14 protein-coding genes and 1 pseudogene are annotated in these 14,290 nt (G+C 74.7%); 11 read left to right on the plus strand and 4 right to left on the minus strand.

All coding sequences use genetic code 11. From position 1 onward, the window contains the following. Window positions 1–42: 42 nt before the first annotated feature. A pseudogene (locus tag N538_RS26900) lies at window positions 43–1,017 on the plus strand (flavin-containing monooxygenase); the annotation flags it as partial. On the opposite strand, the gene N538_RS0122590 reads toward N538_RS26900, so the two are convergent. Beyond that, window positions 993–2,225, minus strand: a complete 1,233-nt coding sequence (locus N538_RS0122590; protein WP_051549555.1) for an MFS transporter — start codon at window positions 2,223–2,225, stop codon at window positions 993–995. The pseudogene N538_RS26900 and the gene N538_RS0122590 sit on opposite strands and share 25 nt — an antisense overlap. A gap of 55 nt (window positions 2,226–2,280) precedes the next feature. Here N538_RS0122590 and N538_RS0122595 point away from each other — a divergent pair, with 55 nt between their 5' ends. Then, window positions 2,281–3,258, plus strand: a complete 978-nt coding sequence (locus N538_RS0122595; RefSeq protein ID WP_231496305.1) for an ArsR/SmtB family transcription factor — start codon at window positions 2,281–2,283, stop codon at window positions 3,256–3,258. On the opposite strand, the gene N538_RS0122600 is transcribed toward N538_RS0122595, so the two are convergent. Beyond that, window positions 3,236–5,170, minus strand: a complete 1,935-nt coding sequence (locus N538_RS0122600; protein ID WP_028639176.1) for a thioredoxin domain-containing protein — start codon at window positions 5,168–5,170, stop codon at window positions 3,236–3,238. The two genes, N538_RS0122595 and N538_RS0122600, sit on opposite strands and share 23 nt — an antisense overlap. Before the next feature lie 52 nt (window positions 5,171–5,222). Further along, window positions 5,223–5,666 carry a hypothetical protein gene (locus N538_RS0122605; RefSeq protein WP_028639177.1) on the minus strand — a complete coding sequence of 148 codons (444 nt, stop codon included), beginning with the start codon at window positions 5,664–5,666 and terminating at the stop codon, window positions 5,223–5,225. A 185-nt stretch (window positions 5,667–5,851) separates the two neighbouring features. On the opposite strand from N538_RS0122605, the gene N538_RS0122610 reads away from it, so the two are divergent. The 8 genes from N538_RS0122610 to N538_RS0122645 all read left to right on the plus strand — a co-directional run bounded on the left by N538_RS0122610 (window position 5,852) and on the right by N538_RS0122645 (window position 11,710). After that, entirely contained in the window at window positions 5,852–6,343 is a 492-nt protein-coding gene (locus N538_RS0122610) for a DUF2231 domain-containing protein (protein WP_028639178.1), read from the plus strand. 46 nt (window positions 6,344–6,389) lie between these two features. Continuing rightward, window positions 6,390–7,079, plus strand: coding sequence for a response regulator transcription factor (locus tag N538_RS0122615; RefSeq protein WP_028639179.1), 690 nt, complete (start codon window positions 6,390–6,392; stop codon window positions 7,077–7,079). Beyond that, on the plus strand, window positions 7,076–8,425 hold the full coding sequence (locus N538_RS0122620; RefSeq protein WP_028639180.1) for a HAMP domain-containing sensor histidine kinase: 1,350 nt from the start codon (window positions 7,076–7,078) through the stop codon (window positions 8,423–8,425). Before N538_RS0122615 ends, N538_RS0122620 begins: the two co-directional genes overlap by 4 nt. Before the next feature lie 79 nt (window positions 8,426–8,504). Continuing rightward, a complete protein-coding gene (locus tag N538_RS0122625; RefSeq protein ID WP_028639181.1) occupies window positions 8,505–8,780 on the plus strand; it encodes a hypothetical protein in 276 nt (91 codons plus the stop codon). Further along, a complete protein-coding gene (locus N538_RS0122630) occupies window positions 8,777–9,676 on the plus strand; it encodes an FAD:protein FMN transferase (protein WP_028639182.1) in 900 nt (299 codons plus the stop codon). Before N538_RS0122625 ends, N538_RS0122630 begins: the two co-directional genes overlap by 4 nt. Next, complete coding sequence (locus N538_RS26905) at window positions 9,673–10,278, plus strand: hypothetical protein (RefSeq protein WP_051549556.1); 606 nt, start codon at window positions 9,673–9,675, stop codon at window positions 10,276–10,278. The genes N538_RS0122630 and N538_RS26905 overlap by 4 nt, the downstream gene beginning before the upstream one ends. Beyond that, window positions 10,278–11,516 (plus strand): NADH-ubiquinone oxidoreductase-F iron-sulfur binding region domain-containing protein, encoded by a 1,239-nt coding sequence (locus tag N538_RS0122640; protein WP_028639183.1) that lies wholly within the window; start codon window positions 10,278–10,280, stop codon window positions 11,514–11,516. The genes N538_RS26905 and N538_RS0122640 overlap by 1 nt, the downstream gene beginning before the upstream one ends. Beyond that, a complete protein-coding gene (locus tag N538_RS0122645) occupies window positions 11,516–11,710 on the plus strand; it encodes a ferredoxin (protein WP_028639184.1) in 195 nt (64 codons plus the stop codon). The genes N538_RS0122640 and N538_RS0122645 overlap by 1 nt, the downstream gene beginning before the upstream one ends. Before the next feature lie 198 nt (window positions 11,711–11,908). Here N538_RS0122645 and N538_RS26910 read toward each other — a convergent pair whose 3' ends face one another. Further along, on the minus strand, window positions 11,909–12,373 hold the full coding sequence (locus N538_RS26910) for a MarR family winged helix-turn-helix transcriptional regulator (RefSeq protein ID WP_231496306.1): 465 nt from the start codon (window positions 12,371–12,373) through the stop codon (window positions 11,909–11,911). Between the two features lie 168 nt (window positions 12,374–12,541). Between N538_RS26910 and N538_RS26915 the strand changes: the two genes are divergently transcribed. Continuing rightward, window positions 12,542–14,287, plus strand: a complete 1,746-nt coding sequence (locus N538_RS26915; RefSeq protein WP_036571774.1) for a glycoside hydrolase family 15 protein — start codon at window positions 12,542–12,544, stop codon at window positions 14,285–14,287. Window positions 14,288–14,290 lie beyond the last annotated feature (3 nt).

Consider the following 14,290-nt stretch of genomic DNA (forward strand, 5'->3'; position numbering starts at 1 on the left):
CGCGCCCGCCGCTCCACCAGTTCAACCGGGGCGGACGGGTGGGACGTGCAACTCAGCACCGGCGAGACGCGGCAGTACACGGACCTGGTCGTCGCGAACGGCCACCACTGGCAGCCGCGGCTGCCCGACTACCCCGGCACCTTCGACGGGGTCCTCATGCACAGCCACGCCTACGTCTCGCCGTTCGAGCCGGTGGAGATGCGCGGCAAGCGGGTGGTCGTGGTGGGGATGGGCAACTCGGCGATGGACATCGCCAGCGAGCTGTCCGCGCCCTGGATGGCGGAGAAGCTCTACGTGTCCGCGCGACGCGGCGTGTGGGTGCTGCCGAAGTACCGCAACGGCCAGCCCGCCGACAAGGTGATGGCGCCGCCGGACATCCCCAAGGAGCAGGCCCTCGCGGCCTCGCGCACGCTGATCCGCGAGCTGGTCGGCAGCATGAGCACCTACGGCCTGCCCGAGCCGGATCACGAGCCGCTCGCCGCGCACCCGTCGGTGAGCGCGGACTTCCTCACCAAGGCCGGCTCGGGCGACATCCACATGCTGCCGGCCATCGAGCGGCTGGACGGGCACACCGTGCACCTCGCCGACGGCAACACCGTGGACGCCGACGTGATCGTCTGCGCGACGGGCTACGAGATGCGGTTCCCGTTCTTCGAGGACACCGAGCCGGACCTGCACCCCGACGACCAGCACCGCTACCCGCTGTTCAAGCGGATGATCAAGCCCGGCGTCGACCACCTCTTCTACCTCGGCCTCGCGCAGTCGTCGCCGACGATCGTCAACCTCGCCGAGCAGCAGTCGAAGCTGCTGGCGACGCTGCTCGACGGGAGCTACGTGCTGCCGAGCGTCGCGGAGCAGGAGCGGATCATGCGCGCCGACGAGGCCGCGCACCTCGAGCAGTACTACTCAGCCCCCCGGCACACGATCCAGATCGACTTCGGCCGCTACTGCCTGGACCTGATGGCCGAGATCGCGGCCGGCGAGGAGCGCGCTCAGGCGGCGAGCCCGACCGCCTGAGGGGTACGTCGCGCGGCCCGCGACGCCAGGACGCCGACGGCGGCTCCGGCGGCGGCGAACAGGACGGCGAGGAAGGCCCAGCCCGGGAACCCGTGGTCGACCGCGGTGGCCGTCACCAGCGCCGGCGCGACCATGCTCGCCAGCGCGTACCCGGTCTGCGTCAGCCCCTGGTAGGCGCCGGCGCTCGCGGCGTCGGCCAGCTCGAAGGCGAGCCCCCACCCGCCGGCCTCGCACCAGATCTCCGCCCAGGTCCCGAGCAGCTCCGCGGACACCAGCAGCGCGACGGCGGCCACGGCGCCGACGCTGCCGGCCGCGGCGTACAGCAGGCAGCCGGCCGCCAGCAGCAGGCTCCCCCGCCGGACCGTGCGGCCCGCAATCGCGATGTCGTGGGTGCCGCGCGCGGCGCGCACCTGGAACAGCGCGACCACGACCGTGTTGAGGACGAGCAGCACCGAGATGACGACGGTCGGCGCCTCGGTGCGCGTCACGATCCACAGCGGGACGCCGACGCTGGTCATCGAGAACTGCATCGCGATCACTGAGTTCAGCGCGACCGAGGTGACGTAGGTGCGGTCGCGCAGCGGTGACCGTCCCCGGACCCGGTCGGGGTCGAGGTGGACGTCCATCACCGCCGCGAAACCCGGGACCGTGCGCAGTGCGAGCAGCGGGACCGTCGACGCAGCGAGGAGCACGGCGACGACGACCATCGTGGTGCGGTACGCCGCCGCGGTGTCGACCAGCAGGGCGAGGGCGGCGAGGACCGTGCCGAGACCGATGAAGACGTTGGTGACGACGCGCAGCCGCGCGCGCACCTCCACCCGGTCGGCACCGGCGAACCACCGTGCCTGGAGCGCCGCCTTGGCGGAGCCCTGGAGGCTCCGGCTGCCCACGGCGACGCACGCCACGACGGTGAAGGCGAGCGCCGAGCCGGCGAACACGTAGGCCAGCATCGCCGACCCCTGCACGGCGTTGGCGACCAACTGGAGCCGGTCGGCCCCGACCCGGTCGGCGGCGTACCCGCCGAGGAACGACGCCAGCACGCCGACCGCGCCGGCGACGGTGAGGCCGAGTCCGACCGTCGTCGCCTCGAGCCCGATGACGCGGGTGAAGTACAACGCGCTGACGCTGTAGAACAGGCCGGTCGCGAGCGACGCGGAGGCGGTCGTCAGGGTCAGCGAGCGGTGCACGGGTTCGTCGGGCAGGAGCACGGGACAGTTCTGTCACGGCCGACGGCTGCGCACCAACGATGTAGCGTATGGCTTCATGGCCGGGCTGATCGAGTACGAGCTGGCCGGTGCCGACCTCGGCGAGGTGCGCTTCGCGCTGTCGCCGATGAACGAGCTGGCACTGTCCCTGCGGACCTGGCGCGAGCCGGGCCGCTACCCGCTCATGCTGCCGTGGCTGCACCTGACCGAGCCCGCCCGCGCGGGCCTCGATCGCGAGCTGCTGCTCGCGCTCACCAACGAGAACCTCTGGACGCCGGACTTCCTCACCCCGCGGCCCCGCTCGCCGCTGACCCGCTTCGACGACGAGCTCGCGGCCGTGGCGGCCACGCCGCTGGACGTGGTGCGCGACGACCTCGACGAGGTGCACCCCGGCGCCCGGCCGGCGGCGCTCACCGGGCGGCGGGACCGGCTGCTGAAGCGGATCGTCAGCGAGCTGGCGGCGTACTGGGAGGCCTGCTTCGAGCCGTGGTGGCCGCGGATGCGGACCGTGCTCGAGGCCGACATCGTGTTCCGCGGCCGAACCATCGCGCGCGAGGGCCTGGCCGCGATGTTCGCGGACCTGTCGCCGCGGATCCGGCTCGTCGACGACGTGGTGCGGGTGGAGATGACCTCGAAGGTCGGGTTCCGCCGGTCGACCGCCGGCGAGGGGCTCACGCTGGCGCCGTCGCTGTTCACCCGGAACGCGACCGCGCCGATCTCGGCGCAGGAGGCGCCGCTGATCATGTACGGCGCCCGCGGGGTCGGCACGCTCTGGGAGAGCGAGCCACCCGGCGCACGGGACGCGCTGGCGGACCTGCTCGGCGGCGTCCGGGCGCGGCTGGTCGGGCTGCTCGAGTCACCGGCGTCGTCGACCGAGCTCGCGGTGCGGCTCGGCGTGACCACGAGCGCCGTGAACCAGCACCTCCGCGCCCTGCGCGACGGCGGGCTGCTGACCTCCGCCCGGCACGGTCGGTCCGTGCTCTACCTGCGCTCCGACCTCGGCGACCGGCTGGTCAGCGCCTCAGCGCAGCGCTGAGCTCCTCGATCGTCGTCACCGGGCGCTCGCAGACGAGGTGGCGGCAGACGTACGCCGCCGGCCGTCCGTCGACCCGGTCGCGCCCGACCAGGAGCGGGACGTCGTCACGGGGACCCTCGGCGACGACCACCACGGCGTTCGGGTCGCGACGGGCGACCTTCTCCAGCGCGTCGCGGTCCTTCCCCGGCGCACCGACGATCGCCACCTCGACCGGGCCGTCGAGCATCGACTGCGCGGCCGCCAGGGACCAGCCGGCGAACCGTGGTGCCTGTTCGGCGAGCTGCGCGACCGTCGCCAGCGCGGCCTCGGCGGCGTCCCGGTGCCGCCCCGAGCCGGTGATCGCGGCGTACGCCGCCAGGGCGTGCACCATCGACGAGAGCCCGGACGGGTAGGCGTTGTCGGACGGATCCCGCGGGCGCGCCACCAGCACCTCGGCGTCGTCGGCGGTGTCGAAGAACCCACCGTGCTCGGCCACGAAGTGCGTCAGCGCGACCTCGAGGATCGTCCCCGCGCGCTGCAACCAGTCCACGGTACCGGTCACCTGGAACAGGTCGAGGAACCCCGCCGCGACGCAGCCGTGGTCCTCCAGCACCCCGGCCGGCGTACCGACGACGCCGTCGCGGGAGACGCGGCGCAGGCGGCCGTCGACAATGTGCACCTCCCAGATCAGCTCGGCCGCCCGCTCGGCCTCCTCGACGTACCCCGCCCTGCAGAGGCCGCTGATCGCGAGGCCGTTCCAGGAGGCGACGACCTTGTCGTCGCGAGCCGGCCTCTCGCGGCGCTCGCGGGCGGCGAGCAGCTTGATCCGGCACTGCAGCCAGCGATTCCAGTCGTCGGGATCGCGACGCAGCTGGAGCGTCGAGGCACCGCGCTCGAAGGTGCCGGCGTCGGTCACCGAGAGCAGGTCCGCGACCCAGGCCCCGTCCTCGGGACCGAGCACCTCGACGAGCTGCGCCGGCGTCCAGACGTAGTACGTGCCCTCCTCGCCCTCGGAGTCGGCGTCCAGGGCCGAGGCGAACCCGCCGTCCTCGGTCAGCAGCTCCTCGAGCAGGAAGTCGGCGATCTCGCTGGCGACGATGTCACCGAGCCGGGTCCCCCACCCGGCGTAGACCCGCATCAGCAGGGCGTTGTCGTACAGCATCTTCTCGAAGTGCGGCACCACCCAGTCGCCGTCGACGGAGTAGCGCGCGAACCCACCGGCGAGCTGGTCGTTGATGCCGCCGCGGGCCATCGCCTCCAGGGTCGCGCCGAGCATCCGGCGCTCGCCGTACCGGAGCAGGAACTCCAGGACCATCGACGGCGGGAACTTCGGGGCGCCGCCGAAGCCCGCCGACCGCGGGTCGAACTCCCGGGCCAGCGTGGCCACGGCCCCGTCGAGGACCTCGGCGGTGATCGGCCCCGCGGCGAGCACGGCGTGCTGGTTCAGGTGCTCGCGCAGCGTCGCGCCGACCCGGGCCACCTCGTCGGCCCGGTTGGCCCAGGCGTCGGTCAGCGCCTCGAGCACCTGCCGGAACGACGGCTGCCCGTGCCGCGGCTGGTCCGGGAAGTAGGTGCCGGCGAAGAAGGGGTTGCCGTCGTGGTCGAGCACGACCGTCATCGGCCAGCCGCCGTGCCCGGTCATGGACGTGGTCGCCTGCATGTAGACCGCGTCCACGTCCGGCCGCTCCTCGCGGTCCACCTTGACGCTCACGAAGTGCTCGTTGAGGTACGCCGCGGTCGCCTCGTCCTCGAACGACTCGTGCGCCATCACGTGGCACCAGTGGCAGGCGGCGTACCCGACGGACAGCAGCACCGGCAGGTGCCGCCGGCGGGCCTCCTCGAACGGTTCCGGTCCCCACTCCCACCAGTCGACCGGGTTGTCGGCGTGCTGGAGCAGGTACGGCGAGGTCGCGTCCTTCAGGCGGTTGACCATGGACCCAGCATGGCTCAGCCGTGGTCGGGCGAGGGGCCCGCCGCCGCGCCGTTCAGGCGGCGGAGGTCTCCGTCGGCCCGTCGGTGGGCACGTCCGTCGGGTCGTCCGTGGGATCGTCCGTCGGCTGCTCGCCCGCCTGGCAGTCGGCGAGGCGCTTCTCGGCGTGGGCGAGTCGCTGCTGCTGCGCGTTCTTGACGCCCTTCGCGGCCGCCTCGGCGGCCTTGGCGCGGGCGAGTGCCTTCCGGGCTGCCGCCTTCTCGCTGCCCGTGGCGGCGACCACCGCCTCCTCGGCGTCGTCGGTCGCCTGCTGCTTGCGCTCGAACACCGCGGTGACGCGCGCCAGGGCGTCCTCGGCCTTCGCGACCTGGGCCTCCTGCCGGGCGCAGGTCTTGCCCGAGCCGCTCTCGTGCGCATCGGCCGTGGCGACGGCGGTGAGGCCGCCGACGAGGACGAGACCGGCGAAGGACGCGCAGAGCGTCCGGGTGATGGTGTGCATACAGGTTCCCTTTCCGAGTGTGCCCCCGATGTCTGCACATCGGTCGGTAGGACCGCGCACTTGAGCCCTCGACGTACCCGCGGGAGCCTCTCGGCCGCATTTGAGCCGGTTTTGACGTTGCGTTGGGGACGGAATGAGTCTGGATGTCCCATCGTGCAGGTGCCACCCACTCCAGGAGGAACTCCATGCCGTCCACGTTCTTCGGCCTCCCGCTGCACCCGCTGATCGTCCACGCGACCGTCGTGATGGTGCCCCTGGCGGTCCTGGCCGTGCTCGGCGCCGTGCTCGTGCCGCGGTTCCGGCGCTGGGCGGGCCCGTTGCCGATGGGGCTGAGCCTGGTGGCGCTGGTGCTCACCCCGCTGTCGACGGCGAGCGGGGAGAACCTCGAGCACTCCCTGCCCGAGACCCGGTTGATCGAGCAGCACGCAGAGCTCGGCGACCAGCTGATCTGGTTCACGGTCGCGCTGTTCGTGTTCGCGGCCGCGTACTGGTGGCTCGACCGGCGGCGTACGGCGACGCCGGAGGCGGAGCAGTCGCGGGACCGGATGCGCACGCTGACCGCGGTCGTCGCCGTCCTCGCGGTCCTGACCGCGCTCGGCACCGGCGTGCAGGTCGCCCGGATCGGGCACAGCGGCGCCAAGGCGGCCTGGTCCGGGACCGGCAGCGCCGGCGGCTGACCGGACGAGCCGACCGCCCCGGCCGACCGGCAGTACGGTGACGTCCATGGTGCGCCTCCTGCTCGTCGAGGACGACCCGGACATCCGCCGCACCCTGACCCGCGGGCTCACTGAGCAGGGCGCGACCGTCGTCCCCGTCGAGACCGCGGTCGAGGCGATCAAGGCCGTCGGGACCGAGCGCCCGGACGCCGTGGTGCTCGACCTCGGCCTGCCCGACCTCGACGGCGCCGACGTGCTCGCGCTGATCCGCGCCAGCAGCGACCTGCCCGTCGTGGTCGCGACCGCCCGCGACGACGAGCGCGAGATCGTCCGGCTGCTGGACGCGGGCGCCGACGACTACCTGATCAAGCCCTTCTCCGCGGCGCAGGTGATGGCGCGGGTGCGGGCGGTGCTCCGGCGTACGACGCCCGCGGTCCGCGAGGACCCGCGGGTGGTGGTCGGCGACCTGGTCGTCGACCCCGTGTCACGGACCGCCGAGCTCGAGGGCCGGGAGCTGACGCTGAACCGCAAGGAGTTCGACCTGCTCCTCGCGCTCGCCTCCCGCTCGGGCGAGGTCGTCACCAAGCGGCAGCTGCTGGCGGAGGTCTGGCAGATGCCGTGGGGCGGTGCGGACCGGACCGTCGACGTGCACCTGTCGTGGCTGCGCCGCAAGCTCGGCGAGACGGCCGCGCAGCCGAGGTACCTGGTCAGCGTCCGCGGGGTCGGCGTCAAGCTCGTCGACCCGGGCACGGGATGAGCCTCCGGCAGCGGATCCTGGTGCTGGCGGTGGGCGCCACCGCCAGCGTGCTCATCCTCTTCGCGATCCCGCTGTGGCTGCTGCTCGACCGGGCGGCGACCGAGGAGAGCCGCGAGGGCGCCGTGGACGTCGCCCGCGGGGTGGCCGACTACGTGAGCACCGGCCCGACCGGGCACCAGCTGACGGCGTACGTCGACCGGCTCAACGCCCGCGACGACCGCGCGACCGTGACCGTGCTGCTGCCCGACGGGACCCGGCTGGGCGCCGAGCTGCCGGAGGGACTGCACGGGGACACCGACCTCCGCGGGCCCCAAGGGGACGACGACGGGCCGAGCGGGGACCCCGAGGGCGACGGCCTGATGCCGGTGTCCGAGCCGGAGATCCACGAGGTGGCCGGCGGCCAGCTCGTCAGCGTGCGCGCCACGACCGCGGACGGACCGGTCGTCGTCCTCGCCCACACCACCGCCACCGACGCCCGGGCCCGGATGACCGACCGGCTGCTGCTGCTCGGCGCTGCGGCCGTCGTCATCCTGCTGCTGGTGGCCGCTGCCGCCGAGCTGGTGGCGCGTCGCCTGGTCCGTGACCTGGACCGGACCGCCGCCGTCGCCGACCGGCTCGGCGACGGCGACCTCACCGCCCGCGCGTCGGAGGACGGGCCCTCGGAGGTGCGCCGCGTGTCCGCGGCCCTGAACCGGCTCGCGGGCCGGATCGACGACCTGCTCGCCGCCGAGCGGGAGACGGTCGCCGACCTGTCCCACCGCCTCCGGACGCCGCTCACCGCGGTGCGCCTGGACGTCGAGGCGCTGCCGGCGTCGGAACGGACCGAGGAGCTCGAGTCCCACCTCGACCACCTCGAGCGGACCCTGACGGCGGTCATCCGCGCCGCGCGCCGGCCCGAGCGGGAGGGCGTCCGCCCGCGCTGCGACGCCACGGAGGTGCTGCGCGCGCAGGTCGACTTCTGGCGCCCGCTCGCCGAGGACCAGGACCGCCCGGTCCGGCTCGACCTGCCCGCCTGCCCCGTCCCGGTGCGCTGCGCGGCCGACGACCTGCGGGCCGCGCTCGACGCCCTGATCGAGAACTGCATCGCGCACACCGCGGACGGGGTGGCGATCGCCGTCGTCCTGACCGACCCCGATCCGGACCACCCCGAGCTGGTGCGGGTCGACGTCCGCGACCGTGGTCCCGGGATCCCGTCGGGCGCCGTGCACCGGGGGCGCAGCGACCGCGGTTCGACCGGCCTGGGGCTCGACATCGCGCGCGTGTGCGCGGAGACCAGTGGAGGGCGGTTCGACGTGCTCCGGGAGGACGGCTGGTCCGTCGTCCGGCTGCGGCTCGGCCGGCCCTGAGCCGGGTCACAGGATGATTTGACCTCGATTTGACCGGCTGTTCCGGTCCACCTGAGCAGCCGCGAGCGACCGTGGTGCCATGAACGAGAACCCGCGTCGCCGGCTCCTTCGCCGGGCCCGCCTGACCACTGCTGGGATCGCGGTCACCGCGGTCGCCGGCACCGGGGCACTCACGGCCGTCGCCTCGAACGCCACCGCCACCGGCGACGGCACGGGTGGCGGCAGCACCGGCGGCAACGGCGGACAGCGACAGGCCCCCGACCAGCAGGGCCGGGCGCGCTCGTCCCAGGGCGGCACCGGCGTCGTCCAGGCGCCCGCGAGCAGCCAGCCCCAGGCCGCGACCAACGCGTCATGAGCACCACCACCTGGCAGGACTGGTCGTGCACCGTCCGCGTCGTCACGCCCGGCCCCCCGCTCGACGGTGCGGCTGGGATCGTCCGGGAGCTGATGGCCGACGTCGACCGGGCCGTCAGCAGGTTCCGCTCCGACTCCGAGACCGAGCGGGTCAACGAGCTGGCCCCGCGGATCGTCCCGGTCAGCGGGCTGGCCCTCGGCCTGGTCGCAGCCGCGGTCGAGGCGGCCCGCGGCACCGACGGTGCCGTGGACCCGACGGTCGGGGCACACGTGGCGGCGTGGGGGTACGACGCCGACATCGCCGTCGTGCGGGACCGTCGTGCGGACGTGCCGGAGCCGGGTCCGCCCGCCGACTGGCGCCGGGTCGTCGTCGACCGTGACCTGGGGCGGGTCGGCGTCGCCCGCGGCCTCCGGCTGGACCTCGGCGCGACCGCGAAGGCGTGGACCGCGGACGAGGCGGCCCGGAGGGTGGTGACCCGCTACCGGCGTCCCGTGCTGGTCGAGATCGGCGGCGACGTCGCCGTAGCCGGAGCCGCCGACGAGCCGTGGCTGGTGCAGGTCGCCGAGGTCGCCGACGGCGCCGGGGAGGTCGTGGGCCTCACGCACGGCGGGCTGGCGACGTCCTCGGAGTCGGCACGACGCTGGCGCACCGGGTCCGGATCGGCGCACCACCTGATCGACCCGCGCACCGGAGCACCGACCGACGGCGCCGTACGGACCGCCACCGTGTGGGCGCCGACCTGCGTCGAGGCGAACACGTTCAGCACCGCCGCCCTGGTCTGGGGGTGCTCGGCTGCCGCGCGGCTCGAGCTCGCCGGCGTCGCGGCCCGGCTCGTCGAGCGCGGCGGCGCGGTGCGGCCGATCGGCGCCTGGCCCGGCGAGGTGCGAGCGGCATGACGCTCTGGTTCCTCGCCCGCGCCGCCGGTTTCATGGCGCTGATCGGCGCGACCGCGGCCGTCTCCCTCGGCGCGATCGCGTCGGGCTCCTCCCCCGCGACCCGGCTGCGCCGCCGCGAGTCCCGGCTCCTCCTCCAGCTCGCCCACCGCTCCGCCGCCGTCGTCACCCTCGCGCTGCTCGGCCTCCACGGCGTGCTGCTGGTCGCGGACCGTCATGTCGCGATCTCGCTGCCCGGCGCGCTGGTGGCGTTCACCGCCGGCTACCGGGGCTGGGCCGTCGGCCTCGGCACCCTCGCGCTCTACTGCTTCGCGGTCGTCGCCCTCGCCGGCGCCGTCCGCGGTCGGCTGGCGGGGTCGGCGGCGGCCGCCCGCTGGTGGCGGCCGGTCCACACGCTCGCCTATGTCGCCTGGCCGCTGGCGATGGCGCACGGCCTGTTCTCGGGCACCGACACCGCGACCTGGTGGGCGTGGCTGCTGTACGGCGGCTCGGCGCTCACCGTGGTCTGGGCGGTCTGGGTCCGGCTCGGCGCCGAGGAGGAGCACGTCTCCGGCGCGCTGGCCGCGACCCGCCACACCCAGCGCCGCCTGGCCGGGAGGGCCTGATGACGACCCTGCACCGGCCGGCCGCGCCGACGGCGTACGGTTCCGCACGGCTGCTCGCAGGAGCCACCCACGGCGTCCGGGCCGACCTCGCCGCGCACCGCGCGGTGCACGGCGCCCAGCAGCACCGCACCCGGGCGACCCTGGTCGAGGAGACGGGGGCCGTCCGGCTGCTCGGACGAGGCGGCGCGGCGTTCCCGGTGTCCACGAAGCTGGCCGGGATGCCCACCGGGTCCTCGGTCGAGGTCGTCGTCAACGGCTCGGAGAGCGAGCCGGCCAGCCGCAAGGACCGCACGCTGATGACCTTGGTGCCGCACCTGGTGGTCGACGGCGCCCTGGTCGTCGCGCGGGCGCTGCGCACCCGGCGGGTGACGATCGCCGTCCACGACACTGCCGCGCACGCCTCGCTCACGCTCGCGCTGGAGGAACGACGCGGGAGCGAGCCGCACCCCGAGCGCGTGTCGGTCCGGCTCCAGCCCGCCCGGTTCGTGTCCGGCGAGGTGCGCGCCGTGCTGCGCGGCCTCGACGGCCGGCCCGCCGTACCGCCGGGGCACCGGGTGCTGCCCACCCGGCACGGCCTCGGCGGTGCGCCCACGTTCGCGAGCAACGTCGAGACGTTCGCCCAGATCGCGGTCCTCGTCTCGCTCGGCGCACGGCGGTACGCCGAGGTCGGCGACCGGGCGGAGCCCGGGACCACGCTCGTCACCCTCCTCGGCGACGTCCCGGCCCCCGGCGTTGCGGAGGTGCCGACCGGCCTGCCGCTCGACGCGCTGCTGCCGGCTGCCGGCGGCCCGGTCCTGGTCGGCGGCTACCACGGGCACTGGGTCGCGGACGCGCGTGGTCTGCGCGTCACCCGCCCGTCGCTGCGCGAGGCCGGCGTCCCCCTGAACGCCGGCGTCGTCGCCCGGCTGCCGGAGTCGGGCTGCGCACTCGCGGAGGTGGCCGCCGTGGCTGGCTGGCTGGCCCGGCAGTCCGCCGGGCAGTGCGGCCCGTGCCTGTTCGGCACCGCCGCGGTCGCCCGCGACGTTTCGACGCTGCTGTACGGCCGCCCCGCGCCGGACGTGAGCGCCCGGCTCCACGGGCTGGTCCGGCGCGGCGCCTGCGCCCACCCGGACGGCACCGCAGCGTTCGTCGCCAGCGCGCTGACCACCATGACCGCCGAGCTCGACGCGCACGTCGACCGAGGCGGCTGCGGCCGGCCGTACCTCGCCGTCCTCCCGCTCGACGACGGAGTCCGTTGATGAGGATCGAGGTCGACTGGACGCGGTGCGACGGCCACGGCCTGTGCGCCCTGCTGCTGGCCGAGAACCTCGGCTCCGACCCCGACGGCTATCCGGTCGTCCACGACACCGCCGTGGCCCGGGACTCGGTACGTCACGCCCGCCGCGCTGTGGCGGCGTGTCCGGCGCTCGCGCTCCGCCTCGTGCGGGACTGACTCGGCGGCGCTCCCGGGCCGGCCGGACCCCCACGGGGGTTGGGGCCCGACCGGCGGTCGGAGGACTGCCCGATCCCGGGCGCCAGCAGGGCCAGATCCTCCGCGGGCGAACCTGCCACCAACCTGACTGCGTCGGTGCCGATCAGCGCTGGCGCGTACCGGGCCCGTCCTACGGTCCCTCCGTGGCGATGCTGGGCGCTAGGACGGCTCGCGCCACTGGTCCCTACTGAGCTCCTGGGCGGCGTCGTTGAACGCCCGGAAGGCTGCGGTGAGGGCCGCCGCGTCGGCCAGGCCCATCCGCTCGAGCACCTGCACGATGTCCTCGCGCCGCCGGGCCATGACCGCGTCCAGGAGGCGGGTACCGGCGCCCGAGATCTCCACGCGGACCACGCGCGCGTCCTCGGGCGAGCGACGGCGGGCGAGCAGCCCGAGGCGCTCGAGCCGGTCGCAGTGCCGGGTCGCGTTGGAGGGGTTCACCCCCATCCGGGCGGCGATCGCGCCGATGCTCTGCGGTCCGTGCGCCGCCAGGAGGACGAGGAGGCGGTGCTGGGCGACGGTGACCTCGACCGGCGCCGCTCCGACCGAGTCGATGGCGATCGCCACGAGGGCACGGCTCGTGGTGCCCAGCTCCTCGGCGAGCTCGCTGAGCGCCGATCCGGCCACGTGTCCCATCGTTCCTCACTCTCCTGGGCCGGCGTCGCCGCCCGCTTGTCCCTCACGACGTGCCGTGCTGTGGTTGCACCAGCGCATATTTGCGCAAGCGCATGGATACAGGGAGCGTAGCGCGGTTCGCGCTGCTGCGTGCGCATCACATCACGAACGGAGGACCAGGTGACCCGTCCGATCACGCATCCCGTGACGCTGCGCCAGTACGCGCTGGTGGCCGACGGCGAGCGGGGCGCCCTGATCGGCCCCCGCGGCGACCTCGCGTTCATGTGCGCACCCCGGTGGCACGACGACGCCGTCTTCAGCAGCCTGCTCGGGGGCCGCGGGGAGTACACCGTCTCGCCGATCGACCGCCGGTTCGTGTGGGGCGGGCACTACGAGCAGGACAGCCTGGTCTGGCGTAGCAGGTGGGTCACCACCCGCTCGGTGATCGAGTCCCGCGAGGCACTCGCGTTCCCGGGAGATCCGGGCCACGCCGTGCTGATGCGCCGGGTGGAGGCCCACGAGGGCGACGCGTACGTGCACGTCACACTGGACTGCCGCGCCGGGTTCGGGACCCGGGCGATGACCGTCTGCCGGCGCTCGAGCGGGGCCTGGGAGGGCCGCACCGGCGACCTCAGCTACCGCTGGTCGGGCGCGACCGAGCACGCCCGGCTCGACGACGACCGGCTCGCACTGGAGCTGGTGGTCCCGGCGGGCGAGAGCCGCGACCTGGTCCTCGAGCTGGGCACCGGGCTCGCGGACGAGCTCCCCGACCCCGACCACCTGTGGGCGCGGACCGAGCAGGCGTGGCGCGACACCGCCCCTGACCTGACGAGCTCCGCCGCGCCGGGCGACGCCCGGCACTCGTGGGCGGTGCTGCGCGGGCTCACCAGCGGCGACGGCGGGATGGTCGCCGCGGCGACCACGTCCCTGCCGGAGCGCGCCGAGGCCGGGCGGAACTACGACTACCGCTACGCGTGGATCCGCGACCAGTGCTACACCGGCCAGGCGGCCGCCGTCGCCGGCGCGCACGACCTGCTGGACGCCGCGGTCCGCTTCGTCACCGAACGCGTGCTGGCCGACGGGCCCGACCTGAAGCCGGCGTACCGGGTGGCGGGCGGGCGCGTCCCGGACCAGCGCCGGCTGCCGCTTCCCGGCTACCCCGGCGCGCCGGTCCAGGTCGGCAACCACGTCAACGAGCAGTTCCAGCTGGACGCGCTCGGCGAGGCGCTGCTGCTGTTCGCCGCCGCCGACCGGGTCGACCGCCTCGACCGCGACGCCCACGACGCCGTCCAGCAGGTCGTGGCCGCGATCGAGAAGCGGCACACCGAGCCGGATGCCGGCATCTGGGAGCTCGAGGACCGGCGCTGGGCCCACTCGCGGCTGATCTGCGCCGCCGGACTGCGTGCGGTCGGGCGCGGCGAGGAGGCCGACCGGCTGGTCGCGTCCGTGGACGCCGACTGCCTGCACTCCAGCGGCCGCTGGCAGCGCTCCCCCGACGACCCGCTCGTCGACGCCGCGCTCCTGCTGCCGGGGATCCGCGGCGCCGTCCCGGCCGACGACCCGCGCCACGTGCGGACGTGGCGGGCCGTCGTCGACGAGCTGACCGACGACGGCTACGTCTACCGGTTCCGGCACGACCCGGAGCTCCCGATGCACCAGGCGGAGGGCGCGTTCGTCCTCAGCGGCTTCCACCTGAGCCTGGCCAGCCTGGGTCAGGGCCGGGTGACCGAGGCGGCCCGCTGGTTCGAGCGGAACCGCGGCTCGCTGGGTCCCCCCGGCCTGTTCACCGAGGAGTTCGACGTCGTGGAGCGACAGCTCCGCGGGAACCTCCCCCAGGCATTCGTGCACGCGCTGCTGCTCGAGACCGCGCACGAGCTCGGCCGCGCCGGCGTCGGCGTCGAGGGCTTCGCGGCCGAGGACAGGTGACAC

Origin of the sequence: Nocardioides sp. URHA0032 (assembly GCF_000620645.1) — a bacterium.
GTDB lineage: Bacteria > Actinomycetota > Actinomycetes > Propionibacteriales > Nocardioidaceae > Nocardioides.

What these genes read in the sequence shown, in the direction of transcription:
- N538_RS0122630 (WP_028639182.1), top strand. Translation starts at nt 8,777, where the DNA reads ATGAGCACCACCACCTGGCAGGACTGGTCGTGCACCGTCCGCGTCGTC.
- N538_RS0122605 (WP_028639177.1), bottom strand. Translation starts at nt 5,666, where the DNA reads ATGCACACCATCACCCGGACGCTCTGCGCGTCCTTCGCCGGTCTCGTC.
- N538_RS0122620 (WP_028639180.1), top strand. Translation starts at nt 7,076, where the DNA reads ATGAGCCTCCGGCAGCGGATCCTGGTGCTGGCGGTGGGCGCCACCGCC.
- N538_RS0122600 (WP_028639176.1), bottom strand. Translation starts at nt 5,170, where the DNA reads ATGGTCAACCGCCTGAAGGACGCGACCTCGCCGTACCTGCTCCAGCAC.
- N538_RS0122610 (WP_028639178.1), top strand. Translation starts at nt 5,852, where the DNA reads ATGCCGTCCACGTTCTTCGGCCTCCCGCTGCACCCGCTGATCGTCCAC.
- N538_RS0122625 (WP_028639181.1), top strand. Translation starts at nt 8,505, where the DNA reads ATGAACGAGAACCCGCGTCGCCGGCTCCTTCGCCGGGCCCGCCTGACC.
- N538_RS0122640 (WP_028639183.1), top strand. Translation starts at nt 10,278, where the DNA reads ATGACGACCCTGCACCGGCCGGCCGCGCCGACGGCGTACGGTTCCGCA.
- N538_RS0122595 (WP_231496305.1), top strand. Translation starts at nt 2,281, where the DNA reads ATGGCCGGGCTGATCGAGTACGAGCTGGCCGGTGCCGACCTCGGCGAG.
- N538_RS0122615 (WP_028639179.1), top strand. Translation starts at nt 6,390, where the DNA reads ATGGTGCGCCTCCTGCTCGTCGAGGACGACCCGGACATCCGCCGCACC.
- N538_RS0122645 (WP_028639184.1), top strand. Translation starts at nt 11,516, where the DNA reads ATGAGGATCGAGGTCGACTGGACGCGGTGCGACGGCCACGGCCTGTGC.
- N538_RS26905 (WP_051549556.1), top strand. Translation starts at nt 9,673, where the DNA reads ATGACGCTCTGGTTCCTCGCCCGCGCCGCCGGTTTCATGGCGCTGATC.